This is a genomic window from Streptomyces sp. NPDC085460 (assembly GCF_044541975.1).
Lineage (GTDB): Bacteria > Actinomycetota > Actinomycetes > Streptomycetales > Streptomycetaceae > Streptomyces.
Genome location: NZ_JBITTO010000004.1, coordinates 255401 through 280053 on the forward strand (window position 1 = coordinate 255401; position 24653 = coordinate 280053).

20 protein-coding genes are annotated in these 24653 nt (G+C 74.4%); 6 read left to right on the plus strand and 14 right to left on the minus strand.

The genetic code is table 11. The features are described 5' to 3' along the window. Nucleotides 1-29 precede the first annotated feature (29 nt). From ACIGHB_RS12235 to ACIGHB_RS12245, 3 genes are all read right to left on the minus strand, one after another. Nucleotides 30-2249, minus strand: coding sequence for an NADP-dependent isocitrate dehydrogenase (locus tag ACIGHB_RS12235; protein ID WP_399912105.1), 2220 nt, complete (start codon nt 2247-2249; stop codon nt 30-32). Between the two features lie 43 nt (nt 2250-2292). After that, nucleotides 2293-3363, minus strand: a complete 1071-nt coding sequence (locus ACIGHB_RS12240; RefSeq protein ID WP_399912109.1) for a phosphatase PAP2 family protein — start codon at nt 3361-3363, stop codon at nt 2293-2295. Between the two features lie 97 nt (nt 3364-3460). Continuing rightward, nucleotides 3461-4495, minus strand: coding sequence for a LacI family DNA-binding transcriptional regulator (locus ACIGHB_RS12245; protein ID WP_360320309.1), 1035 nt, complete (start codon nt 4493-4495; stop codon nt 3461-3463). Between the two features lie 227 nt (nt 4496-4722). Between ACIGHB_RS12245 and ACIGHB_RS12250 the strand changes: the two genes are divergently transcribed. The 4 genes from ACIGHB_RS12250 (at nt 4723) to ACIGHB_RS12265 (ending at nt 9720) form a co-directional block, all read left to right on the plus strand. Continuing rightward, nucleotides 4723-6465 carry a VanW family protein gene (locus ACIGHB_RS12250; RefSeq protein ID WP_399912114.1) on the plus strand — a complete coding sequence of 581 codons (1743 nt, stop codon included), beginning with the start codon at nt 4723-4725 and terminating at the stop codon, nt 6463-6465. Between the two features lie 97 nt (nt 6466-6562). Then, nucleotides 6563-7600: a serine hydrolase domain-containing protein gene (locus tag ACIGHB_RS12255; protein ID WP_399912117.1), complete on the plus strand. Its 1038-nt coding sequence runs from the start codon at nt 6563-6565 to the stop codon at nt 7598-7600. A gap of 35 nt (nt 7601-7635) precedes the next feature. Then, entirely contained in the window at nt 7636-8166 is a 531-nt protein-coding gene (locus ACIGHB_RS12260; RefSeq protein ID WP_399912120.1) for a hypothetical protein, read from the plus strand. 108 nt (nt 8167-8274) lie between these two features. Beyond that, nucleotides 8275-9720, plus strand: coding sequence for a glyceraldehyde-3-phosphate dehydrogenase (locus ACIGHB_RS12265; RefSeq protein WP_360320297.1), 1446 nt, complete (start codon nt 8275-8277; stop codon nt 9718-9720). Between the two features lie 75 nt (nt 9721-9795). On the opposite strand, the gene ACIGHB_RS12270 is transcribed toward ACIGHB_RS12265, so the two are convergent. The 10 genes from ACIGHB_RS12270 to ACIGHB_RS12315 form a co-directional block, all read right to left on the minus strand. Further along, on the minus strand, nt 9796-10512 hold the full coding sequence (locus ACIGHB_RS12270; protein ID WP_399912125.1) for a GntR family transcriptional regulator: 717 nt from the start codon (nt 10510-10512) through the stop codon (nt 9796-9798). Between the two features lie 50 nt (nt 10513-10562). Next, nucleotides 10563-11501 carry an ornithine cyclodeaminase family protein gene (locus tag ACIGHB_RS12275; protein ID WP_399912127.1) on the minus strand — a complete coding sequence of 313 codons (939 nt, stop codon included), beginning with the start codon at nt 11499-11501 and terminating at the stop codon, nt 10563-10565. After that, entirely contained in the window at nt 11498-12568 is a 1071-nt protein-coding gene (locus tag ACIGHB_RS12280; RefSeq protein ID WP_399912130.1) for a proline racemase family protein, read from the minus strand. Before ACIGHB_RS12280 ends, ACIGHB_RS12275 begins: the two co-directional genes overlap by 4 nt. Further along, a complete protein-coding gene (locus ACIGHB_RS12285) occupies nt 12565-13569 on the minus strand; it encodes a proline racemase family protein (protein WP_399912133.1) in 1005 nt (334 codons plus the stop codon). The genes ACIGHB_RS12280 and ACIGHB_RS12285 overlap by 4 nt, the downstream gene beginning before the upstream one ends. A gap of 21 nt (nt 13570-13590) precedes the next feature. Beyond that, on the minus strand, nt 13591-14490 hold the full coding sequence (locus tag ACIGHB_RS12290) for a dihydrodipicolinate synthase family protein (protein ID WP_360321421.1): 900 nt from the start codon (nt 14488-14490) through the stop codon (nt 13591-13593). Between the two features lie 100 nt (nt 14491-14590). Continuing rightward, entirely contained in the window at nt 14591-16000 is a 1410-nt protein-coding gene (locus ACIGHB_RS12295; protein WP_399912136.1) for an NAD(P)/FAD-dependent oxidoreductase, read from the minus strand. After that, on the minus strand, nt 15981-16298 hold the full coding sequence (locus ACIGHB_RS12300) for a (2Fe-2S)-binding protein (RefSeq protein ID WP_360321427.1): 318 nt from the start codon (nt 16296-16298) through the stop codon (nt 15981-15983). The genes ACIGHB_RS12295 and ACIGHB_RS12300 overlap by 20 nt, the downstream gene beginning before the upstream one ends. Nucleotides 16299-16303: 5 nt before the next feature. After that, complete coding sequence (locus ACIGHB_RS12305) at nt 16304-17605, minus strand: NAD(P)/FAD-dependent oxidoreductase (protein ID WP_399912139.1); 1302 nt, start codon at nt 17603-17605, stop codon at nt 16304-16306. A gap of 89 nt (nt 17606-17694) precedes the next feature. Then, nucleotides 17695-20070 (minus strand): collagenase, encoded by a 2376-nt coding sequence (locus tag ACIGHB_RS12310; RefSeq protein ID WP_399912142.1) that lies wholly within the window; start codon nt 20068-20070, stop codon nt 17695-17697. A 224-nt stretch (nt 20071-20294) separates the two neighbouring features. Beyond that, the gene (locus tag ACIGHB_RS12315; protein ID WP_360321436.1) at nt 20295-21755 is read right to left on the minus strand and encodes a tetratricopeptide repeat protein; all 1461 of its coding nucleotides are present in this window, start codon (nt 21753-21755) and stop codon (nt 20295-20297) included. A gap of 367 nt (nt 21756-22122) precedes the next feature. On the opposite strand from ACIGHB_RS12315, the gene ACIGHB_RS12320 reads away from it, so the two are divergent. Beyond that, nucleotides 22123-22602, plus strand: coding sequence for a GNAT family N-acetyltransferase (locus tag ACIGHB_RS12320; RefSeq protein WP_360322548.1), 480 nt, complete (start codon nt 22123-22125; stop codon nt 22600-22602). On the opposite strand, the gene bla is transcribed toward ACIGHB_RS12320, so the two are convergent. Continuing rightward, nucleotides 22599-23537 carry a class A beta-lactamase gene (bla, locus tag ACIGHB_RS12325; protein WP_399912147.1) on the minus strand — a complete coding sequence of 313 codons (939 nt, stop codon included), beginning with the start codon at nt 23535-23537 and terminating at the stop codon, nt 22599-22601. The genes ACIGHB_RS12320 and bla overlap by 4 nt on opposite strands. A gap of 158 nt (nt 23538-23695) precedes the next feature. Here bla and ACIGHB_RS12330 point away from each other — a divergent pair, with 158 nt between their 5' ends. Next, nucleotides 23696-24484: an IclR family transcriptional regulator C-terminal domain-containing protein gene (locus ACIGHB_RS12330; RefSeq protein ID WP_360322542.1), complete on the plus strand. Its 789-nt coding sequence runs from the start codon at nt 23696-23698 to the stop codon at nt 24482-24484. The last annotated feature ends 169 nt before the right edge of the window (nt 24485-24653 follow it).

Genomic DNA, 24653 nt, shown 5'->3' on the forward strand with positions numbered 1-24653 from the left:
GCCGGGGCGGTTCCGCGTCGGCCGCCGGATCAGGCGAGGGCGGCGACGGCCTCGTTGAAGGTGGCGGACGGGCGCATCACGGCCGCGGCCTTGGCCGGGTCGGGCTGGAAGTAGCCGCCGATCTCGGCCGGGGAGCCCTGGACGGCGTTCAGCTCGTCGACGATCTTCCGCTCGTTCGCCGCGAGGGTCTCGGCGAGCGGGGCGAACGCCTTGGCGAGCTCGGCGTCGTCGGTCTGCGCGGCGAGCTCCTGGGCCCAGTACAGGGACAGGTAGAAGTGGCTGCCGCGGTTGTCGATGCCGCCGAGGCGACGGGTCGGCGACTTGTCCTCGTTGAGGAAGGTGCCGGTGGCGCGGTCCAGGGTGTCCGCGAGGACCTGGGCGCGGGCGTTGCCCGTGGTGGTGGCCAGGTGCTCGAAGGAGGCGGCCAGCGCGAAGAACTCGCCGAGGGAGTCCCAGCGGAGGTAGTTCTCCTTGACGAGCTGCTGGACGTGCTTCGGGGCGGAGCCGCCGGCGCCGGTCTCGAAGAGGCCGCCGCCCGCCATGAGCGGGACGACCGACAGCATCTTGGCGCTGGTGCCCAGCTCCAGGATGGGGAAGAGGTCGGTCAGGTAGTCGCGCAGGACGTTGCCGGTGACGGAGATGGTGTTCTCGCCGCGGCGGATGCGCTCCAGGGAGAACTTCGTCGCCTCGACCGGGGAGAGGATCTTGATCTCCAGGCCCTCGGTGTCGTGCTCCGGCAGGTACTGCTCGACCTTGGCGATGAGCCGGGCGTCGTGGGCGCGCTCGGCGTCGAGCCAGAAGACGGCCGGGTCGCCGGTGGCGCGGGCGCGGGTGACGGCGAGCTTGACCCAGTCCTGGATCGGGAGGTCCTTGGTCTGGCAGGCGCGGAAGATGTCGCCCTCGGCGACCTCCTGCTCCAGGACCGTGGCGCCCGAGGCGTCGACGAGGCGGACGGTGCCGGCGGCGCCGATCTCGAAGGTCTTGTCGTGGGAGCCGTACTCCTCGGCCTTCTGCGCCATGAGGCCGACGTTCGGGACGGAGCCCATGGTCGACGGGTCGAAGGCGCCGTGGGCCTTGCAGTCCTCGATGACGGCCTGGTAGACGCCGGCGTAGGAGCTGTCCGGGAGGACGGCGAGGGTGTCGGCCTCCTGGCCGTCCGGGCCCCACATGTGGCCGGAGGTGCGGATCATGGCCGGCATCGAGGCGTCGACGATGACGTCGGACGGCACGTGCAGGTTGGTGATGCCCTTGTCGGAGTCGACCATCGCGAGGGCCGGGCCCTCGGCGATCTCGGCGTCGAAGGACGCCTTGATCTCGGCGCCGTTCGGGAGGGCGTCGAGGCCCTTGAGGACGGTGCCGAGGCCGTCGTTGGCGGAGAGGCCGGCGCCCGCGAGGACCTCGCCGTACTGCGCGAAGGTCTTCGGGAAGAAGGCGCGCACGACGTGGCCGAAGACGATCGGGTCGGAGACCTTCATCATCGTGGCCTTGAGGTGCACGGAGAAGAGGACGTCCTCGGCCTTGGCGCGGGCGACCTGCTCCGAGAGGAAGGTGCGCAGGGCGGCGGCGCGCATCACGGAGGCGTCGACGACCTCGCCGGCGAGGACCGGTACGGACTCGCGCAGCACGGTGGTGGTGCCGTCGGCGGCCACGTGCTCGATGCGGAGGCTGCCGGCCTCGGCGATCACGGTGGACTTCTCGGTGGACCGGAAGTCGTTCTGCCCCATGGTGGCGACCTCGGTCTTGGACTCGGAGGTCCAGGCGCCCATGCGGTGGGGGTGGTTCTTGGCGTAGTTCTTGACCGAGCCGGGGGCGCGGCGGTCCGAGTTGCCCTCGCGCAGGACCGGGTTCACGGCCGAGCCCTTGACCTTGTCGTAGCGGGCGCGGACGTCCTTGTCCTGGTCCGTCTTCGGGTCGTCCGGGTAGTCCGGGAGGGCGTAGCCCTGCGCCTGGAGCTCGGCGACCGCGGCCTTCAGCTGCGGGATCGAGGCCGAGATGTTCGGCAGCTTGATGATGTTGGCCTCGGGGGTCTTGGCCAGTTCGCCGAGCTCGGCGAGGGCGTCGTTGATGCGCTGGCCCTCCTCCAGGAACTCGGGGAAGCTCGCGATGATGCGGCCCGCGAGCGAGATGTCACGCGTCTCGACCGTGACGCCGGCCGTGGAGGCATACGCCTGGATCACGGGCAGGAACGAGTACGTCGCCAGGGCAGGCGCCTCGTCGGTGTGGGTGTAGATGATGGTCGAGTCAGTCACCAGGTGCTCCGCTCCACGTCTGCGTATGCGAGATTGCTCGACATCAAGATATCTCGTGATCGTGGTTCTCCGTAAAGGGCCCCACGAGCTCGCCTTGGTCGGGGGCTCCGGAGTCCTCCACGAAGGGCCCGCCGAGCCGGTACGAGGCGGGTCCGCCGTCCAGCTCGACGTGGCGGACGAGGAGGAGCAGGGCGAGGCCGCAGGCGGCGCCGACTCCGGCGGCGAGGGCCTGGCCGCAGCGGTGGGCGAGGCGGAGTTCGGCGGGGTCGTACGGGGCGCTGGCGGGCAGTCCGAGGGTGTCGCCGAGCAGCAGGAATCCGGCCGCGAGGCCGCCGGCGGCGATCAGGGCGAGGGTCAGGGTGGCCGGGAGTCCGCGGGCGGTGGTGCCGCGCCGGGTGCCGGGGCGGACCTTGCCGCGGCGGGCGACGAGGGCGATCAGGCCGCACTGGACGGCGAGGGCGAGCAGGGCGGCGGCGATGACGTCGCCGGGGCGGTGGTCGCCGTCGGCGACGGAGTACGCGCCGACGGCGACGGCCCAGAGGGTGGCGGCGCCGGTGACGAGCTCCCGGGAGCGGCGGGGCACCACCAGGGGCAGGGCGAAGGCGACGCCGAAGGCGAGGGTGGCGGTGGCGCTGGGGAAGCCGCTGGGGGCGAGCGCCCCCGCTCCTGCGGCGAGCCGGGGGCGGGGGGCGTACAGCTGGAGCAGGCCGGTGACGGCGAGCGAGACGGCGACGGCCCCGGCGGCGGCGCCGGTGAGCGCGTGCCGCCTGCGCAGGACGCCGATCCCGACGAGGAGGAGGCAGGCGAGGACGAGGGAGAGCGTGACGGCCCCGTCCAGCGAGGGGTGGTCGCGCAGGAAGGCGGCGACGCGGGTGTCGGCGCGGCGGCCGGTGACGGCGGCGTCGCCCCAGCGGCGGCCGGTCGCGGTCAGCACGAGGCCCGCGTAGACGAGGGTGAGCAGCAGGACGGCCCCGAGGCAGGCGCGCCGGGTCCGGGTGCGGACCCGGGTGCTGAAGGAGTCCGCGGCCTCGCCCGCCACGGCGGCGTACCACCAGGTGTCACCGGCTCTGCGCGGCTTCGGGGAGCCGCCTATTCGCCTGTCGTAGGAAGCCATGCCCCGATTCGAACCCAGGCGTGGCCGGGGCGCCCGCTGGGATCGTCCGAACGACTCGCGGGGGCGGAATTCGGCCGCGGGCGGGCCGGGAGGGGTGTCAGGAGGAGGCGCGGACGACGAGTTCGGTGGGGAGCATGCGGCGGGGCTGGTCGTCGGGCTCGCTCGGGCCGGCGATCTCGGCCAGGAGGAGCTGGGCCATGGTGCGGCCCATCTCCTCGATGGGCTGGCGGACGCTGGTGAGCGGCGGGTCCATGAGGCGGGCGACGGCGGAGTCGTCGACGCCGACGAGGGCGACGTCGTCGGGGACCCGGCGGCCGGCCTCGCGGAGCACGGCGCGGGCGCCGGCCGCCATCACGTCGGAGGCGGCGAAGACGGCGTCCAGGTCGGGGGCGCGGTCGAGGAGTTCGCGCATGGCGCGGCGGCCGCCCTCCTCGGTGAAGTCGCCGGTGGCGACGAGGGCGTCGTCGGCGGCGAGGCCGGCTTCGGCCAGGCCCTCGCGGTAGCCGTCGAGGCGGCAGCGGGCGCCGTACATGTCGAGGGGGCCGGTGATGGTGGCGACGCGGGTGCGGCCGCCGGCGGCGAGGTGGGCGACGGCGGTGCGGCCGGCGCCGGTGTTGTCGGAGTCGACGAAGGCGACGGGCTCGTCCTCGCGGCGGCGGCCGTTGAGCACGGCGGGCAGGCCGAGGGCGCGGACCTGGTCGGGCAGCGGGTCGTCGGCGTGCACGGAGACGAGGAGCACGCCGTCGACGCGCTGGGCGGCGAGGTACTGCTCGAAGCGCTGCCGCTCCTGGTCGCTGCGAATCAGGGTGAGCAGCAACTGTTTGTCGGCGGCGGCGAGTTCGCTGCTGACGCCGCGGATGATGTCGAGGAAGTACGGTTCAGCGAAGAGCCGGGCCTCGGTCTCGGGGACGACGAGGGCGACGGCGTCGGTGCGGCTGCCGGCGAGGGCGCGGGCGGCCCGGTTGGGGACGTAGCCGAGTTCGGCGACGGCCTTCTCGACGGCCGCCTTGGCCTGTTCGCTCACCTTGGGCGAGCCGTTGATGACCCGGGAGACCGTGCCGCGGCCGACTCCGGCACGGGCCGCGACCTCCTCCAGGGTGGGCCTGCCGGTCTGCCGCCCGCTCACCGCCATGCGCCGCTTCTCCCCTCGGCCCCGGGACGCCGCCCGCCCGTGCTGTGCGGCGAACCTATCAGGCGGGCGGGCGGCTTCCGGCGGGTCGGCCCCGAGGGCGCGCACCGTCTGTGGCGGTGCGGTTTCGGGGGGTATCTCCGCAGGTCAACCGTGCTTTATGTGCATTTGACACTCTTTCGGCGTACGGTCGTGGGGATCCCCTTGTCCCCGACGCCCCGGGAGAGCGTGTGCCCCGCCCCAGGACCGACCATGCCCCGACGCCCGCCGCCGCGGGCCGCCCACGGTGGCGGACGGCCGCGATCGCCGCGGGCGTGGTGGCCGTCGCGGCGGGCGGGCTGTACGTGGCCGGTCTGGTGACGACCGGCGACGACATATCCGCCGGCACCCGGGCCGGCGGTGTGGACATCGGCGGGCTGAGCAAGGCGGAGGCCGCCGAGCGGCTTCGGGCGCAGGCTCCGGCGGCGTGGACGGCGCCGATCGCGGTGAAGGTCGGCGAGCGCACGGAGAACGTCAGCCCGGCCGAGGCCGGGCTGACCGTGGACGCGGAGGCGACGGCCGAGCGGGCCGCCGATCCGTCCCGGGACCCGTTCACCGTCATCGGCCGGCTCTTCTCCTCCGGCGACCGCGAGATCGAGCCGGTCCTCGCCCACGACGCGGCGAAGACCGGTGCCGCCGTCGCCGCGCTCGCGCAGGAGAACGACCGGACCGTCACGGAGGGCGCGGTCTCCTTCAAGGACGGCGAGGCGGTCTCCACCCGGCCGGTCGCCGGCCAGAAGCTCGACACCGCCAAGGCCGCCGAGGCCCTGCGCGCCGCCTACCCGGCGGCCCCCGGCGCCGCCGCCGTGACCCTGCCGGTCTCGGTGACCCAGCCGAAGCTGGCCGCGTCCGAGCTGACCCGCTTCCTCGACGCGTACGCGAAGCCCGCCGTCTCGGGCCCGGTGACGCTGACCGTGGGCGAGCAGCGGCTGCGGATCTCCCCGGAGACCCTGGGCGACCACCTGACCGTGAAGAACGAGAACGGCCGGCTGAGCGGCTCCCTCGACTCCGCCGCGCTGCTGCGCGACCCGGACGTGGCCCGCCCGCTCGCCGCCATGACGGGCGCTCCGGTGGAGGGCACCCTGGGCGTGCGGGACGGGAAGGTCGTCGTTGTGAAGGAGGGCAAGCCGGGCCGCGAGGTGACCGAGCGGGCGCTCGGCGCCGCGGTGGACCCGCTCCTCACCCGTACCGGCGAGGCGGCCCGTACCGCCGCCGTGGCCACCAAGGTCACCCAGCCGCAGGTGAGCAGCGCCACCCTCGACTCGCTCGGCATCAAGGAGCAGATGTCGAGCTTCACCGTGAACTTCCCGACGGCCCCCTACCGGACGACCAACATCGGCCGGGCCGCCGAGCTGATCAACGGCTCGCTTGTACAGCCGGGCGAGGTGTGGAGCTTCAACGAGACGGTGGGCGAGCGCACCGAGGAGAACGGTTTCGTCGACGGGACGATGATCCTCGACGGCCGCTACCAAGAGGCCCCGGGCGGCGGTGTCTCCGCGGTGGCGACCACCGTCTTCAACGCGGTCTTCTTCGCGGGCGTCCAGCCGGTCGAGTACGGCGCCCACTCCTTCTACATCGAGCGCTACCCGGCGGGACGCGAGGCGACCGTGGCCTGGGGCAGCCTGGACCAGAAGTTCCGCAACGACTCCGGCAAGCCGATCTACATCGCCGCGAGCGCCACCGACTCCTCGGTGACCATCACCTTCTACGGGACGAAGAAGTACGACTCGGTGGAGGCGGTGGCCGGGCCGCGGACCAACGTCACCGAGCCGAAGAAGCGCGAGGCCACCGGCGAGAAGTGCGTGCCGCAGGCGCCGCTGGAGGGCTTCGACATCGCGGTCGACCGGGTCTTCAAGAACGGCGGCGAGGAAGTGAAGCGGCAGACCTTCAAGACCCACTACACCCCGCGCGACGAGGTCGTCTGCAAGGACTGACCGGCGGACGCGGAAGGGTGTCCTCCTCGGGCCGTCGGGGCATGCATGCCTGGGTGCGGCCGGACCGGGCCGCGCCGACCCCCGTGGGAGGCGTGCCGTGGCGGAGCGCACCGAGGTTCCCCCGTTCGCCCGGCTGCTGGCCGGGGCGGTCCAGGGCGGCGTGTGCCCGGGGGCCGTGTGGGCGGTCGGCGACCGGTGCGGCACCCGTTCGGCGGGCGCGGTCGGGGTCCTCGACCCGGCGCGGCCGGAGGAGCCGGTCCGTCCGGACACCCTCTTCGACGTGGCGAGCCTCACCAAGATCCTGACGGTCTGGGCGGTGACGGGCACGCTGGTCGACGCCGGGAAGCTGGACCTGTCGGAGCCGCTCGGCTCCTCCTGGCCGGCGGCGGCCGGACGCCCGGTCGGCTCGGTGACCGCGTACCAGCTGCTCACCCACACGGCGGGGATGCCGCTGCGGGCCAATCTGCGCTTCCTGTACGGCTCCGACCCGCAGGACGTCAGGGACGGGGTCCTCGCCGAGCCGCTGCGGCATCCGCCGGGCGCGGCCGTGGCGTACACCGACCGGGCGGCGCTCGTCCTCGGCTGGCTGGCCGAGCACCTGACCGGCCGGCCGCTGGCCGAGCTCGCGCGGGAGCGGGTCTGGGGGCCGCTCGGGATGCGCGAGACCCACTGGAGTCCGCTGCCCGCGGAGGCGGCGGCGCGCTGCGCGCCCACGGAGTACGACGAGGAGACCGGCCGTCATCTGAAGGGCACGGTCCATGACTTCTCCGCCCGGCTCCTCGGCGGGGCCTGCGGGATCGCCGGCGTCTTCACCACGGCCGGCGACACCGGCCGCTTCCTGCGCGGGGTCCTCGCCCCGCCCCCCGGCACCTTCTCGGCCGCCTGGACGGCCGCGTCCCTGCGCGTCGGCACGGGCGCGCTCGTCCCGCCGCGCGGGCTGCTCTGGCACCCGGCGCCGGGCACCGGACCCGGCGACGACGTGTGGGCCCACTTCGGGTTCACCGGCACGGCGATGTGGGTCTCCCCCGCCCGCGCCCGCTGGGCGGTCCTGCTGACCAACCGGCTGTACGTGACGCGGGACCCGGCTCCGCTGGCGCGGGTCCGCGAGGCGTTCCGGGCGTACGCGTTCGCCTGAGTCCGGGTGTCGGTGCCGGGCCCTACGGTGCTGCCGTGGCGAACTCCTATACGACGCTGTGGACCGACGCCCTCTGCCGGGAACTGAAGCGCTCCGGGGAGGAGGGCCTGCGGCTGACGATCCTCTTCGGCGGGCCCTTCGGCTCGCAGCCCAGCTTCCTGCGGGCCGGGGTGCGGCCCGGCGACACCGTGTACCCGGTGCGGGCGCACCGCACCCGGCTCCATGTCCTCGGGGCGATGGAGGTGTCCCGCGTCCTGACGCACGAGGAGGCGGGGGCGGAGCTGCACGACGACGACTACGCGAAGCTCCTGTACTGGCGGCGGCTCAAGACCGGCTTCGTGTCGGAGGTGCTGATCGGCCCGCCGGGCTCCCCGCTCTCCTTCGACACGGTGGTGCCCGGCGACCTCCTGGAGCGGCTGACCTTCACCGCCCGCCGGGGCGAGCGGACCCTGAAGTACGTGGAGGACGGGCGGCTGCTCCGCTCGAACAGCCTCCAGGGGATCTACCGGCTCGCGCCCGCGTCGGCGGCCGAGCTGCGGCGGCTCGTCGCCGACCGCTTCGCCTGACCCTCACCCCCGGGTGTGAGCTCGCGGACAGACGTTCGGGCCCCCTTGTGGGGGGCGAGGAGCAGCGGGTTACCATATGAGCGCCGTCTAGCTCGAAAGATAAATCTTGTGACTGTCAATGATGACTCGTTCACCAGCTGGAAGAACCGTGAGGAGATCGCGGAGTCGATGATCCCGATCATCGGGAAGCTGCACCGTGAGCAGGACGTCACCGTCCTCGTTCACAGCCGCTCCCTGGTGAACAAGTCGGTCGTCAGCATCCTCAAGACGCACCGCTTCGCCCGCCAGATCGCCGGCGAGGAGCTCTCGGTCACCGAGACGCTGCCTTTCCTGCAGACGCTCACCACCCTCGACCTCGGCCCCTCGCAGATCGACATCGGCATGCTCGCCGCCGAGTACAAGGCCGACTCGCGCGGCCTGACGGTCGCCGAGTTCACCGCGGAGGCCGTCGCCGGCGCCACGGGGGCGAACAAGATCGAGCGCCGTGACGGCCGGGACGTCGTCCTCTACGGCTTCGGCCGCATCGGCCGCCTGGTCGCCCGCCTCCTCATCGAGAAGGCCGGTTCGGGCAACGGCCTGCGCCTGCGCGCCATCGTCGTGCGCGGCGGCGGCGAGGCCGACCTCGTCAAGCGCGCCTCCCTGCTGCGCCGGGACTCGATCCACGGCCAGTTCCAGGGCACGATCACGGTCGACGAGGCGAACAGCACCATCGTCGCCAACGGCAACACGATCAAGGTCATCTACGCCAACGACCCCTCCGAGGTCGACTACACGGCGTACGGCATCGAGAACGCCATCCTGATCGACAACACCGGCAAGTGGCGGGACCGCGAGGGCCTCTCCAAGCACCTGCGCCCCGGCATCGACAAGGTCGTCCTGACCGCGCCCGGCAAGGGTGACGTGCCGAACATCGTGCACGGCGTCAACCACGACACGATCAAGCCGGACGAGAAGATCCTGTCCTGCGCCTCCTGCACCACCAACGCCATCGTCCCGCCGCTCAAGGCGATGGACGACGAGTACGGCGTGCTGCGCGGTCACGTGGAGACCGTCCACTCGTTCACGAACGACCAGAACCTGCTGGACAACTACCACAAGGCCGACCGCCGCGGCCGTTCCGCGCCGCTCAACATGGTGATCACCGAGACCGGCGCCGCCTCGGCCGTCGCCAAGGCGCTGCCGGAGCTCAAGGCCCCGATCACGGGCAGCTCGATCCGCGTCCCCGTCCCGGACGTCTCGATCGCCATCCTCAGCCTGCGCCTGGGCCGCGAGACCACCCGCGACGAGGTCCTGGAGTACCTGCGCGACGTCTCGCTGCACTCGCCGCTGAAGCGCCAGATCGACTTCACCACGGCTCCCGACGCCGTCTCGATGGACTTCGTGGGCTCGCGCCACGCCTCCATCGTGGACGCCGGCGCGACCAAGGTCGACGGCGACAACGCGATCCTGTACCTGTGGTACGACAACGAGTTCGGCTACTCCTGCCAGGTCATCCGCGTCGTCCAGCACGTCTCGGGCGTCGAGTACCCGACCTTCCCGGCCCCGGCGGTCTGATCCCCGCCCCCGCCACGCGAAACGGCGCGCCGCACTCCCCGCCGGGAGTGCGGCGCGCCGCGTTCTCGGTACCGGTCAGCCCTTGCGTACGGGGCGGAGGGCGCCCGTCGCCGGCTCGACCGGCTCGTCCCGGGCCTCGGCCCAGAGCGAGCGCACATGGCCGAGGTGGCGCATCATGCACGCCTCGGCGCCCGCCCGGTCACGGGCGATCATGAGGTCGAGCAGTTCGACGTGCTCCTCGGCGGAGGAGACCAGCTTGCCCGCCTCGTCGAGGCCGGTCAGCCCGTAGAGCCGGGACCGCTTGCGCAGGTCCCCCACGGTCTCCACCAGCCGGTCGTTGCCGCACAGGCCGAGCAGGGTGAGGTGGAACTGCCGGTCGGCCTCCAGGTAGCCGATGAGGTTGTGCTCGCGGGCGTTGACGACGATCTCCTCGGCCAGCGGACGCAGCGCCTCCAGCTCCTCGGTCGTCGCGGTCTCGGTGACCCGGCCGACCGTCGGCACCTCGATGAGCATGCGCAGCTCGGTGCACTGGTCGAGCTCGCGCTCGCTGACCTCGGTGATACGGAAGCCCTTGTTGCGCACCGGCTCGACCAGGCCCTCGCGGGCGAGGTCGAGCATGGCCTCGCGCACCGGGGTGGCCGACACCCCGAGCTCGGCCGCGAGGCCCGGGGCCGAGTAGACGGTCCCGGGCTTCAGCTCGCCGGCGGTGAGAGCCGCGCGCAGCGCGTGGCCCACCTGGTCGCGAAGCCGCTCCTGGGCCTTGATGAGACTGTGCTGCTTCAGGTCACCCACGCCGTATCCTCCGAGAATCCGCAGGCGCCCAGCGTACAATGTCACGTTTCTCAGGCGGTGGCCGCCCGGTGGACCGCGACGGCCACGGCGAGATCCTGCCAGGCCATGCCCACGCTCTTGAAGAGGCGGGGAGCGGGTCCCGGGGCGGGCAGCCGAGGGCCCCGGACGAGATCGGCGAGGGTGCCGGTGACATGGCCGGGGCCGATCGCCCCCTCCGCCTCGGGGACCAGCAGGTCACCGGCCTCCCGCAGGGCCGCCGTCCGCGCCTCGACCCACACCTCGGAGCGGCGGACCAGGGCGGTGTCGGTCTCACGGGCGTCCGGTTCGTGCGAGCCGACCGCGACGACCACCGTCCCCGGCGCCACCCGGCGCCCGTCGAACAGAGGTTCGCGCGCGGTGGTGCAGCAGACCACCAGGTCCGCCCCGGCCACCTCGGCGGCGGTGCCGGCGCGGGCCTCGGGGACGCCGGCCGCCCGGGCGTACGCGGCGAGCCCCTCGGCCCGCCCGGGGTCGCGGCCGACGACGGTGACGGAGGCGAGCTTCCGCACCGCGAGGAGCGCGTCGACGTGCCCGTACGCCTGGGGCCCCGACCCGAACACGACCACCCGCAGCGGCCGCTCCCCCGAGGTGAGGTGGCGGACCGCCAGGGCGGAGACGGCCGGGGTGCGCAGCGCGGTGAGCGCGGCGCCGTCGAGCAGGGCGCGGGGCCTCAGGGTGGCGCCGTCGAGCAGGAGGTAGGCGCCGGTGATGCGGGGCAGTCCGAGGGCCGCGTTGCCGGGCGCCACCCCGGCGATCTTGACCCCGGCCCAGCTCCCCGCGGCGGCGGGCATGAGGAGCAGCTCGCCGGCCGGGACGGGGACGGCGGAGCGGGGCGGGCAGGTCTCGGGGTCGAGGCCGTCCCGCAGGACGCCGGCGAGCGCCTCGACGGCCGCCGCCGGGGTGAGGGCCCGGGCGACGGCGCCGCCGTCAAGGTACGGAAGCGCGGTCACAGGAGGAACCCCGCGCCGAGGGTGTCGTCCGGGTCCAGGGTGAAGCGCGCCTCGCCGGTGCGGTGGGCGGTGCCGGTGACCTCGGTGACGAGCCCGGTGGCCGGGTCGCCGCCGGGGACCGCGCGGCCGGTGAAGACGGTGCCGGCGATCGACTCGTGGGTGAGGACCTGGCCCTCCTTCAGCAGGCCCTCGTCGGTGAGGAGGGCGAGCCGGGCGGAGGTGCCGGAGCCGCACGGGGAGCGGTCGACCTGGCCGTCGGCGAAGACCGTGACGTTCCGCTGGCGCGGCCCCTCGGCGGTGTCGGGCAGCTCCTCGTACAGGATGACGCCGTAGACGCCGGACAGCAGCGGCCCTTCGGGGTGCCAGGTGGCGGGGTGTCCGGCGAGCGCGGTGCGGATCTCCCGTCCCACCCGGGTGAGTTCGGGCAGGGTCGCCCTGTCCACGGTGAGACCGAGGTCGCGGGCGGAGACGGAGGCGTAGCAGGCGCCGGCGTGGGCGAGGTCGACCTCGACGATGCCGAGGCCGGTGGCGACGGGGACCTTGCGGGCGGTGACCCGGGCGGGCACGTTGCGGAAGGTGACGCCGGTGGTGCGGCCGCCGGACCGGTGCACCGTGGCGGTGACCCGCCCGGAGGGCACGTCCACCCGGACGGGCACGTCCCGGTCGCCGGCGCCGGCGGGGACGCGTCCGGTGTCGACGGCCCAGGCGGCGAGGGCGATGGTGCCGTGGCCGCAGGCGGTGGAGAAGCCGTCCTTGTGCCAGAAGAGGACGCCGAGGTGGGCGCCGTCGTCGTCGGGCGGGACGACGAAGCCGCCGTACATGCCGGCGTGCCCGCGCGGCTCCTGGACCAGGAGGCGGCGCAACGCGTCCAGGGGGCCGGGGCGGGGGGCGGTGCCGGAGCCGCCGGAGCCGATGGCGGTGGCGCACCGCTCGGCGACGGTGTCTCCGGGGGCGGGCGGGAGTCCTTCGGCGACGATCCGGAAGGGTTCGCCCGCGGTGTGGTAGTCGGTGACGCGGATACCGTCCGAGTCGGTGACGCGGATCCCGTCCGCGGGGAGCGCGGTCACAGCAGGAATCCGGCGGGGAAGGGGTCGGTGGGGTCGAGGAAGTACTGGGCGGTGCCGGTGATCCAGGCCCGTCCGGTGACGGTGGGGACGACGGCGGGCCGGCCGCCGACGGTGGTCCCGGCGACGAGCCGGCCGGTGAACTCGGTGCCGATGAAGGACTCGTTGACGAAGTCGGTGTCCAGGGCGAGCAGGCCGCGGGCGTGCAGCTGGGCCATGCGGGCGCTGGTGCCGGTGCCGCACGGGGAGCGGTCGAACCAGCCGGGGTGGATGGCCATGGCGTGCCGGGAGCGGGTGGCGTCGGAGCCGGGGGCGGCGAGGTAGACGTGCTTGACTCCGGCGACGGCCGGGTCCTCGGGGTGGACGGGCCGGTCGTCGCTCGCGTTGATGGCGTCCATGATCGCCAGCCCCGCGGTGAGCAGTTCCTGCTTGTGGGCGCGGTCGAAGGGGAGGCCGAGGGCGTCGAGTTCCACGAAGGCGTAGAAGTTGCCGCCGTAGGCGAGGTCGTAGGTGACGGTGCCGTGGCCGGGGACGTCGGCCTTGAGGTCGAGACCGACGGCGAAGGCGGGGACGTTGGTGAGGGTGACGGAGCGGGCGGCGCCGTCCTCGACGCGGACGGCGGCGGTGACGAGGCCGGCCGGGGTGTCGAGGCGGACGGTGGTGACGGGTTCGGTGACCGGCACCATGCCGGTCTCGACGAGGACGGTGGCGACGCCGATGGTGCCGTGGCCGCACATCGGGAGCAGTCCGGAGACCTCGACGAAGAGGACTCCGTAGTCGGCGTCGGGCCGGGTCGGGGGCTGGAGGATCGCGCCGCTCATGGCGGCGTGGCCGCGCGGCTCGTACATGAGCAGGGTGCGCAGGGAGTCGCGGTGCTCGATGAAGTGGAGCCGCTTCTCGGCCATGGTGGCGCCGGGGATCACCCCCACTCCGCCGGTGATCACCCGGGTGGGCATGCCCTCGGTGTGGGAGTCCACCGCGTGGTAGACGTGTCGGGTGCGCATGGGCTGGTCTTCCCCCTGGATCTAGCGGAGGCCCTCGGCCAGGACCTTCTCGGTGGCGGCGCGGACGGCGGTCTCGACAGCGCCGGTGAGCGGGAGGCGCGGCGGGCGGGTGGGTCCGCCGGGGCGTCCGGCGAGGTCCATCGAGAGCTTGATGGCCTGGACGAACTCGGTCTTGGAGTCCCAGCGGTAGAGGCTGTGCAGCGCCTTGTAGAGCGGGAGCGCGGTGCTGAGGTCGCCGGCGACGGCGGCGCGGTAGAGGGTGGCGGCGGACTCGGGGAGGGCGTTGGGGTAGCCGGCGATCCAGCCGACGGCGCCCGCGACGGCCAGCTCCAGGAGGACGTCGTCGGCGCCGATGAGGAGGTCGAGTCCGGGGGCGAGTTCGGCGATCTCGTAGGCGCGGCGGACGTCGCCGCTGAACTCCTTGACGGCGACGATGTGCCCGTCGGCGTGGAGCCGGGCGAGGAGGGCCGGGGTGAGGTCGACCTTGGTGTCGATGGGGTTGTTGTAGGCGACGATCGGCAGCCCCGCGCGGGCGACCTCGGCGTAGTGGGCGCGGACCGCTTCCTCGTCGGCGCGGTAGGCGTTCGGCGGCAGGAGGAGGACGGATCCCGCGCCGGCCTCGGCGGCCTGTTCGGCCCAGCGGCGGGACTCGGCGGAGCCGTAGGCGGCGACGCCGGGCATGACGCGGGAGCCGTCGCCGGCGGCCTCGACGGCGGTGCGGACGACGGCGGCGCGCTCGTCGTCGGTGAGGGTCTGGTACTCGCCGAGCGAGCCGTTGGGCACGACGCCGTCGCAGCCGTGGGCGAGGAGCCAGCGGACGTGGTCGGCGTAGGCGTCGAGGTCGACGGAGAGGTCGTCGCGCAGCGGGAGGGTGGTGGCGACCATGATGCCGTGCCAGGGGCGGGTGCGGGTGTCGGTCATCGTGAGAGCTCCTTTGTAGTGTGTGACATTTTACTAGGGGGTGTGCGGCGGCCACAAGAGTGCGGTCGCCACCGGAGGGGTCCAGGGCGTGTCCGGCGGATCAGCCGGACGGGCCCTGGTCGACGGGGAGCCCGGCGAGTTCGCCGAGGCGGACCGGGCAGGCCAGGGGACGCCGGTCGGGGGTCGGTCCGCCGCCGGCGAGCGCGGCGACGGCCGGACCGCACATCCGGCCCTGGCACCAGCCCATCCCGGCCCGGGTCAGCAGCTTCACCGTGCGCGCGTCGGTCGCGCCCAGCTCCTCCACCGCCTCGCGGACGCGCCCCGCGGGCACCTCCTCGCAGCGGCAGACCGCGGTCTCCTCGCGGAGCCAGCCGGTCCAGCCGGGTCCCGGCCGGTGGGCGGCGCCCATGGCGTCGGCGAAGGCCCGCAGCCGCGCGCGGCGCCGCGCCAGGGCGGCGGGAACGGCCCGCCCGGCGATCGAGTGGGCGGCGATCTCGCCCTCGGTCAGGGCGAGTTGCGCCCCGCCGACACCGCCCGTCTCCCCCGCCGCCCAGACGCCCGGCACCGACGTGCGCAGCCCGGGGGTGAGGACGAGGGCGACGGTGCCGTCGGCGGCCGTGCGGGTGGCGCAGCCGAGCGCGGTGGCGAGGGAGAGCTCGGGGACCAGGCCGTGGCCGACGGCGAGCGCGTCACAGGGGACGCGGCGCCCGGTGCCGGGCACGGGCCGCCACGCGTGGTCGAGCCGGGCCACGGTGACCGCCTCGACCCGGTCGGTGCCGTGCGCCTCGACGACGGCGTGCCGGAGCAGCGGGCGTACCTGGTGGCGGAGCAGCGCCCCGCCGTAGAGGGCGCCTTCGGCGAGCTTGGCGGGGTTGCGCAGCAGGGTGCCGGTGTGGCGGGCGTACCCGGCGTACCCGGCGGCCTCGACGACGGCGGGGACCCGCGCGCCCGCGGCGGCCAGCGAGGCGGCGACGGCGAGCAGCAGCGGACCGCTGCCCGCGACCACGACACGGCGGCCGGGCAGCACGAGCCCGCTCTTGAGCATGGCCTGCGCTCCGCCGGCGCCGACGACCCCGGGCAAGGTCCAGCCGGGGAAGGGCAGCTGGCGTTCGTACGCCCCGGTGGCGAGCAGCACCGCGCGGGCGCGTACGGGCTCGGCGGCGGAGTCGGTCCGGGCGTGGACGGTCCAGTCGGTTCCGGAGCCGGTCACGCCCCAGACCTGATGGTCCGCCAGATACTGCACGCGGCCCGCCCGTTCGTGCGCCCGCAGCTCGGCCTCGCGGTCCGCGAAGGCCGCCCAGTCGTGGTGCAGGGCCTGGGGCCGGACGGCCCCGAGGGCGGGGTCGGGGTGGCGGTAGTACTGGCCTCCGGGGCGGGAGCCGGCGTCGAGGAGGATGACGGTGCGGCCGAGCGCGGCGGCGGTGACGGCGGCGGCGAGGCCGGCGGGCCCGGCGCCGACGACGGCGAGGTCCGCGGGCTCGGGCCGGGGGTCACACGGCGAGGTCGTCATGGCCGGTTCCCTCCTGGCTGGTGACGAGACCGCCGGGGCGGGCGGGGACGAGGCAGGCCCGGCGGTTCGGGGCGCCGTCGACGGTGACGAGACAGTCGAAGCACTGGCCGATCCCGCAGAAGGCGCCACGGGGCTCACCGCCGTGCCGGGTGGTGCGCCAGGCGAGGATCCCCGCGCCCCAGAGGGCCGCGGCGACGGTCTGCCCGGCGGCGGCCGGGATCTCCCGCCCGTCGAAGCGGAAGGTGAAGGTCTCCTGGGGCGCGCCTCCGACGAGGGCGCGCGGGGTGCGACGGCTCAAGCGGCTCAACTCTGCTGCTCCTGCGGGGGAACGGGGTCTGCGGGGCCGGCTTCTGCGGGGCCGGTGTCTGCGGTACGGGATTCTGCGGTACCGGTGTCCGCGGTACGGGATTCTGCGGTACCGGTGTCCGCGGTACGGGATTCCGCGGTACCGGCGGGGTCCGCGGGGCCGAAGTCGCGCTCGGGGCGGAAGGGTGCCGGGTCGAGCGGGGGCGCGGCGCCGGTGAGGGCGGCGGCGAGGAGGGCGCCGGTGGCGGGGGCGAGGCCGATGCCCGCGCCCTCGTGGCCGCAGGCGTGGTGGAGGCCGGGGACCCGGGGGTCGGCGCCGATCGCCGGGAGGTGGTCCGGCAGGTAGGGGCGGAAGCCGTGGTAGGCGCGGAGCACCTGGACGTCGGCGAGGACCGGGAAGAGCGCGGCGGCCTGGGCGGCGAGCCGGCGCAGGGCCTCGGTGGAGAGGCCGCGGTCGAAGCCCACGCGTTCGCGGGTGGCGCCGATGAGGACGGGGCCGCCGGGGGTGCCCTCGACGACGGCCGAGGACTGGAGCGCGGCGGAGCCGCTCGCCACGTCGGCGATGTAGTCGGCGGCATAGACCTTGTGCCGGACGATCCGCGGCAGGGGTTCGGTGACGAGGACGAAGCCGCGGCGGGGCAGGACGGGGAGGTGGACGCCGGCCATCCGGGCGAGCTCGCCGCCCCAGGTGCCGGCGGCGTTCACGACGGCGGGGGCGAGGAGTTCGCGGCGCGCGGTGCGCACGCCCCGGACGGCGCCGGACGGGCCGAGGAGGATCCCGGTGACCTCCTCGCCGAGGTGGAGCGCGGCGCCGGAGGCGGCGAGCAGCCGGGCGGCGGCCTGGGCGGGCTGGACCTGGGCGTCCTGCGGGTAGTGGAAGCCGCCGGCGAGGCCGGGGGCGAGGTGGGGTTCGAGGTCGGCGAGCCGGTCGGCGGGGATCTCGGCGGCGGTGACGCCGGCCGCCCGCTGGCCCTCCGCGAAGACGCGGAGGGCCTTGAGGGCGGGCTCGTCGGGCGCCACGACGAGCCCGCCCTTGGGCTCGTACTCGGTCTCCGGCGGGAGTGTCGCGGAGAGGTCGCGCCAGAGTCTCGTGGACAGCAGCGCGAGGTCGAGCTCGGGGCCCGCCTCCTTGTCGGAGACGAGCAGATTGCCTTCCCCGGCACCGGTGGTGCCGCCCGCGACGGGACCGCGGTCGACCACGGCGACGGTGAGTCCGGAGCGGGCCGCGTAGTAGGCGCAGGCGGCGCCGACGGCGCCGGCTCCGACGATCACCACGTCCGGGGAGTGTCTGTTGGGCACGGCAGTAATATGTCACATTCTTCAGGCGGTGCCCAGACCCTTTCGGGCCCGGGCACCGGAACCTTCGGCGGGCGCGTGCGGAGGGACCGTCAGCTGCGCAGCGGGCCCTCGCAGCGGAAGGCCGAGGTGCCCGCGACCCGATTGGACCAGATGTCCACCGGACCGAAGGAACAGTTCATGTCGGCCAGGTTGTTGGTGGCGGCGCCCGCCCGGTCGAGGATGAAGTAGTCGACGGTCTCGGACATGTCCTTGAAGACCTTGTCGGGGTCGTTCGCGTCCGCCAGGTTGGCGGTGATCCGGCCGGTGCAGACGAAGCGGCGCTTGCCGTACTCGCCCGCCTCGGCGCAGTCGGGGGTGTTCTGGGTGGCCGCGGCGAAGGCGGAGCGGACGGCGGCCACGTCCCAGTCCTTCAGGTACCCGTTGGCGGTGTAGGTGGTGTTCGGGACGAAGAGCCGGTCGACCTGGGCGATCTGGGCGTCGAGGAAGCGGTCGTAGCCCTGCTGGAGACCGGTGTCGGCGCTCAGCCGCCCGCGCCAGGCGTCGTACCCGGTGACGTCGTTCGCGCGCAGCCGGTCGTACATCTCGCGGATGAGCGAGGGGCGTTCGGTCCACAGGTACTCGAAGAAGGTGCCCGCGTAGTTGTAGAAGCGGAAGCCGTCGCCCGCGTAGGTGGCGTGCAGGATCTGCCGGACGCTCATACGGGGGCCGCCGGCCGCGGTGTCGTTGATGACCCCCCGCACCAGGGACTTGCGGACGGCGATGCCGTCGTCCCGGGTGGCGCCGTCGAAGAACTCGGCGGTGCCCTCGTCCATGAAGGTGGTGCGGTCGCCCTGGTACCAGGGGCCCTGGCCGAAGAAGCCCGGGACGGCGAAGCGGCCGTTGAGGTAGTGCACGTACTCGTGGCGGAACAGCTCTTCGAGGGTGAGCGAGGAGTCCTGCGGGACGCGCCGCTGGTAGGTGTAGAAGGTGGCGCCGTTCTCGATGTAGATGCCGCCGTTGTTCGTGTCGTACCCGGTGAGGACCGGGTGGTAGTTCTCGTAGTCGGCGCGCGAGCCGTACAGGACGATGTTCAGCGTCGTGTTGGGGTCGCCGGCGAGCGGCTGCTCGCTGCCGACCACCCGGTGGAACTGCGCCTTGACCTGCTTGCTCGCGTAGTAGAGCTGGTCGACGGTGGCCCGGTCGAGACCGGTGCGGACCTTGAGGGCGCCGTTGTCGTAGGTGTACGTGTACGGGAAGATCCGGGCCTCGATGTCGGCCTTGCAGACGCCGTACGGGGCGCAGGCGCCGTAGAAGTTCAGCCAGGAGACGATCTTGGCCCAGGGCTGGCTGCCGGAGCCGAAGGCGGACTCGACGGGGCCGATCAGGGTGCCGAGGTCCGCGACGATCCCGTCCCGCAGCCCGGCGACCTCGCCGAACCGGCCGTACTCGCTCAGCGCGTCGCGGACGACCCAGGCGTTGGCGGTGCCCTTGAGGTGGGTGTATCCGGCGAACGCCTTGAACACGGCCCGGTAGGCCGGATCGGCGGCGACGGCGGCGTGGAAGGCCGCGTCCTGGTTGCCGGAGTAGATGCCCAGGTAGTTGACGGAGAGGGCGGCGAGCGCGGCACCGGCCCAGACCGGGTCCTTGTGCGTGGCGGTGTGCGCCGGGTCCATCGCGGCCAGGACCTTGGTGATGAGCCCCAGCTGGTGCTGCCGCAGGCCGGGGGCGCTGCCGGCGTAGAGCGCCTCGCGGAGGGTGCGGGCGTTGCTCGGGGTGACGTCGAAGGTGCGTGCGGCGGAGCCGAAGGCGGCGATGGCGCGGCGGATCGCGTCGACGGTCGGGGCGTCGGTGATGTCGATCTCGGTGCGCGAGAAGTCGTGGTAGGCGACCGCGTGGAGGTAGGTGAACAGCTCTTCCAGGTGCGAGGAGTTGCGGCCGTCGTGGGCGGCGGCCAGGCCGGAGATCCGCTGGGCGACGGCCTGGACGTGGGCGTCGGACATGACCGGGGCGAGGCGGGCGTCCCAGGTCCAGATGAGGCCGCCCAGACAGCCGTCGGCGGTGACGGCGGGGTCCGCGATGAAGTCGGCGAAGGCGGCCGGGGAGAGTCCGGTGACGCCGTCGAGGGTGCACGGCACGCCGGCGGTCGTGGCGGTGGCGGCGGGCGCCGCCTGGGCGTTCTGCTTCTTGGCGGCGGGCTGCGCGCCCTTCTTCGCCTGGCCGGGGACGCGGGCCCGGGTGTCGCCGGTGCCTCCGGGCGCCGGTGCCGGGGCGGGTGCGGCGGTCCGGGCGGTGGCGAAGCGCTCGACCTCGTCAAAGGGGTTCGGCTCGGCGGCGGCCGTGGGCGCGAAGGCGCCGGGGACGGCGGTGGCGGCGCTCGCGGCGGGGGCCTCGGCTGCCTGGGGCGCCGCCTGGCCGGCGGAGGCCAGGAGGGTCACGGCTATCGCGGTGGTGAGGAGGGAGGAGCGCACGACTCTGTGGTGGGACACAAGGTCTCCTGCGAGGGGTGGGGATGCGGGGGTGCGCGGCCGATCGGACGGACCTGAACGGAAGTTGACGGGGAGCCGTCCACCACGCGAGGTGTAACATAGTAATGTGAAATTGCACTGACAACCCCTGTGCACGGGTCAGTTGCGCCACCGGGCGTCCGCCTCCGTGAAGGGAACGGGGGAGGCGGACGCCCGGTTTCCCGACCGGGAGCCGAACCCGCTGGTCAGACCGGGGAGTTCGGTACGGGGACGAGCCCGGGCGCCGTCGGCTTCAGCCCCTTCACGGCACTCTCCGCCCGCTCCCGCGCCACCGCGGCCCGGGCCGCGTCGCCGATCGCGTCGGCCAGGCGGGCCCGGCCCAGCCAGTTGTACGGGCTGTCCGGGCGCAGCCCGTCCCGCTCGCTCAGCAGCAGCCGGGCCCGGTCGTGGTGGCCCGCGGCGAGCGCCGACTCCAGCAGGGTCCGCTGGACGGCGTCCCGCTGCGCGTGGCTGCCGCCGAAGACCTGGATCCTGCGCCGTACCGGCCACAGCAGCTCGACCACGGCCGCGTGGTCACCGCGCCCCTGCGCCACCAGCGCCTCGCAGACCGGGAGTCCGGCCTCCGCCGTCATGGCGTGGTTGGACAGGGTCCGCCGGGCCGTGTCGGCGGCGCCCTCGGCGAGCCACCGCCGGCGGTCGGCGACCAGCGCCTCCGCCTCCGCGAGCCGGCCGGCCCCCACGTAGGCCATCACCGCGTGGGCGTCGTTGAAGGCGTAGAACGGCGGGTCGGCCCGCTCGGCCCAGGCGTCGGCGAGCCGCGCCCACCGCTCCGGCTCCTCGCGGCCGGCGAGCCGCAGCCGCCACAGCAGCGCGGCGGCGTCGAGGAGTTCCATCGCGAGCCCCGCCGACTCCTCGTGCCGGACGGCCGCGTCGTACACGCGCAGCGCGGTCTCCTCCGCCCCCGCCTCCAGGGCGTACAGGGCGTAGTGCCACCAGTTGTGCACGGTCAGGTAGTTGCCGCGGGTCCAGTCGTCCGCCCGCGCGTCGAGGAAGGCCACCCCCTCGGCGACCCTGCCCTGCATCTCGTAGGTGTGGGTGACGGCGTGCACCGCCCACACGTCCCTGGGATGCCGCTCGACCGCCGCGAGCCCGGTCTCCTCGGCCCGCCCGTAATGGCCGGACTCCTCAAGCCCGAAGGCGTACATGCCGAGCAGCGGCCCCCGGTGCTCGTCCGCCCTCCCCCACGCCGACAGGGCCCCGCCGATCCGGTCCCGCAGCCGGACGGCGTCCCCGGTGAGGAAGTCCAGCTGGTGCCCGGCGAACAGCGCGAGCACGTCCCTCGGGTACGCCAGGGACAGCTCCTCCAGGAGGCCGGCCGCCCCGTGCAGGTCGCCGGCGAGCAGGGCGCCGGCGGCGGCCAGGTGGAGCCGTTCGCGCGCGGGCAGCGCGCTCGTGTCGCGGCCCGCGAGGTAGCCGTCGAAGCGGGTGCGGGCCTTGGCGGCGCCGGTGTGCTCGGTGCCGAGCACACCCAGGTAGACGGCGAACGCCTGGGCGTCGGGCGACTCGGGGCTCGCCGCGAGGGCGTCCTCGACGGCCGAGGTCACCTCGGGCCGGAAGAAGAGCAGGGCCTCGACGGCCCGGTCCAGATGGTCCGCGCCCTCGCGGGTGCAGGCGTGCAGGGTGTTGCCGTGACGGTCGGTCGCCAATGCGGTTCCTCACCTCGGTTCCTCGGATACTGCCGGCGGTCCGGCCGCGGCCGGTCCTCGGGTACGGACGGCGGTCCGGCCTCGACCGGTCCTGGGGTACGGCCGGCGGGCCGACCGCGGCCGTGCCGTCCGGCCCGTCCGGAGCGGCGGCTCCGCACCGGCACCGGGAGCGTGCCCCGACCGCCGGCGCGCCACGCCGCCCGCGCCTCCCCGCGCGCCCCGCGTGCCGCCGTCCGCCCCTCTCGCACCCGTCCCTCTCGCACCCGGCCCCCGCGCGCACGGCCTCCCTCCGGCACCGGCCCCGGGGGCCGCGTGATCCACTTGCTCGTGCACCGCAGGGCGCGGTGCACGAGGAGAGTGAGCGTTCATGTCCGTCGCCGACGCCGCCGCCGTCCGGGTCCGTCCGGTCCGGGAGGAGGACTTCGACCAGTGGCGTGCCCTGTACCGCGGGTACGCCGAGTTCTACGAGGTCGAGCAGACCGAGGAGGCCGCGCGGCTCGTCTGGTCCTGGATCCACGACCCGGGGCACGAGGTGGAGGGCCTGGTGGCGGAGGACGCCGACGGGCGGCTCGTCGGGCTCGCGCACTTCCGTCCGTTCGCCCGGCCGCTCTCCGCCTCCGTCGGCGGCTGGCTCGACGACCTGTTCGTGGACCCGGCGAGCCGCGGCACCGGCGCGGCGGACGGGCTGCTCGCGGCGCTGCGCGAGATCGGCGCGGAGCGCGGCTGGAGCGTCGTCCGCTGGATCACGGCCGACGACAACCACCGCGCCCGCTCCAAGTACGACCAGGTGGCGACGCGCACGATGTGGATCACGTACGACATGGCGCCCGGGACCGGGCTCCGCTAGCGGAGCTCCTCCGCGACGACCGCGGCGGCGTCGGCGACGAGCTCGTCCACGGCGGGGGCCTCCGGGTCGGTCCGGGTGGTGAGGACGGCGAGGACGACCGGCCCGCCGTCCGGCCGCCAGGCGACTCCGGCGTTGTTGTTGGTGCCGTAGTCGCCGCCGCCGGTCTTGTCGGCGACCGTCCACTCGGCCGGCAGGCCCTTGCGGAACCGGGTGGAGCTGGTGGTGTTGCGGAGCAGCCAGTCGGTGAGGAGCGCGCGGTCGGCGGGGTCCAGGACCCGGCCGAGGACGAGCCGTCCGTAGGTGCGGGCGATGGCGCGCGGGGTGGTGGTGTCGGTGTCCCGCCAGGGCTCGGCGGAGTTCAGCTCGGGCTCCCAGCGGTCGAGCCGGGTGACCGGGTCGCCGGCGGAACGGGCGAAGCGGGTGATCGCGGTGGGTCCGCCCAGCTCGCGCAGGAGCAGGTTGGCGGCGGTGTTGTCGCTGAAGCGGATGGTGGCGTCGCACAGTTCGGCGACGGTCATGCCCGCGGCGATGTTCTCCTTCAGCCCCGTCTGCGGCGACCAGCCGGAGCGCTCGACGTACGCGGCGGTGTAGTGGACGCGGCGGGCGAGGAACGTGCCGTCGTGGTCGTGGTCGCGCAGGACGGCGGCGGCGGCCAGGGTCTTGAAGAGGGAGCACATCGGGAAGCGTTCGCGGTCCCGGTGGGCGAGGGTGCGGCCGGTGCGCACGTCGAGGGCGTGGACGCCGAGCCGGGCGCCGTACCGCTCCTCCAGGGCGCGGAAGCGGGCGGCGGCCCGCCGTTCTCCGGGGGTCGCGAGGGGGGCGGCCGAGGCGTGGGCGGAGCCGGAGCCGGCGAGACCGAGGGCGGCGGTGAGCGCGGTGCCGGCACCGAGGGCGAGGGCGGTCCGGCGGGAGGCGCCGGGGTTCTGGGGGCGCACGAACGTCCTTTCGGTGGTGGGTCCTTCCGCAGTGCACCACGCGGAGGCGGCGGTGCCGGTTCCGACACTCCCGGTTACCTGACGGTATGTAATTCGGGCGTCACTGCCCGATCATGGTTCCCGGAGCACAGTGCTCCACGCCCAGGGAAAGGACGCACATGGCATTGCGCGAGGGGGAGAGCGGCACGGCACCGACCCTGATCCAGTCGGTACGCCGGGCCGTACGGCTGCTGGACGAGCTGGAGCGGCGCGGAGGCGCGGGCAGCGCCAAGCAGCTGGCCCGCGAGGCGCTGCTGCCGCTGCCGACGGCGTACCACCTGCTCCGGACCCTGGTCCACGAGGGACTCATCCGCAACGACAACGGTGTCTACACGCTGGTCTCGCCGCTGCGCCGGGACGCCGGCCCCACGATCCACGAGCCGGCCCTCCGGATCGAGGCATGGGTGAACACCCTGAGCCTGGACCTGGACGCGGCCGTGTACTTCGTCCAGTACCGGGACGGCGAGGTCGAGCTCGGCGCCGTGTCGGACAACCCGGCCCGCCCGCCGGTCCAGGAGTGGGCCGACTTCCGGGCGACGGCGCACGCCCACGCCGCCGGCCAGAGCCTGCTGCTCCAGCTGGAGCCGGAGCAGCGCCTCGACCACCTGCGCCGCCACCCGGTGACGGCGCTCACCCCGCACACGGTCGAGCTGCCCCGCGACTTCGAGCGGCGGCTCGCCACCCTGCCGCGACGGCTCCCCGTCCTGGAGCACCAGGAGTACGCGCTCGGGACGGCGTGCGCCGCCGTGCCGATCACCGTCGGCGCGGAGACGGCGGCGATCGCGCTGTCGATCCCCGCCTCCGAGGGGGCGCGGCTGCGCGACCTGGCGGACCGGCTCCAGCGACGGGCGGAGCAGGTCCTGCTCGCCCAGACCTTCGCGGTCGCCGCGCACAGCCACGAGCCTTGACCGGGTGTCCGCGGGGCGCGCACGGAGTCCGGCGGAGGGGGAAGCGGAGCGGGAGGGGAAGCGAGAAGGGGGGGGCCGGGGGGGCGGCCCGGGCCCTCACGGGTGCCCGCCGCGGGGGGGATTACCCCACCCCCACAAATAGGAGGGGGCGGGCCAGGGGAGACCCCAA

Coding starts and splice junctions, on each gene's coding strand:
- ACIGHB_RS12295 (WP_399912136.1), bottom strand. CDS start 16,000: ATGACGACCTCGCCGTGTGACCCCCGGCCCGAGCCCGCGGACCTCGCC.
- ACIGHB_RS12285 (WP_399912133.1), bottom strand. CDS start 13,569: ATGCGCACCCGACACGTCTACCACGCGGTGGACTCCCACACCGAGGGC.
- ACIGHB_RS12290 (WP_360321421.1), bottom strand. CDS start 14,490: ATGACCGACACCCGCACCCGCCCCTGGCACGGCATCATGGTCGCCACC.
- ACIGHB_RS12320 (WP_360322548.1), top strand. CDS start 22,123: ATGTCCGTCGCCGACGCCGCCGCCGTCCGGGTCCGTCCGGTCCGGGAG.
- ACIGHB_RS12330 (WP_360322542.1), top strand. CDS start 23,696: ATGGCATTGCGCGAGGGGGAGAGCGGCACGGCACCGACCCTGATCCAG.
- ACIGHB_RS12245 (WP_360320309.1), bottom strand. CDS start 4,495: ATGGCGGTGAGCGGGCGGCAGACCGGCAGGCCCACCCTGGAGGAGGTC.
- ACIGHB_RS12240 (WP_399912109.1), bottom strand. CDS start 3,363: ATGGCTTCCTACGACAGGCGAATAGGCGGCTCCCCGAAGCCGCGCAGA.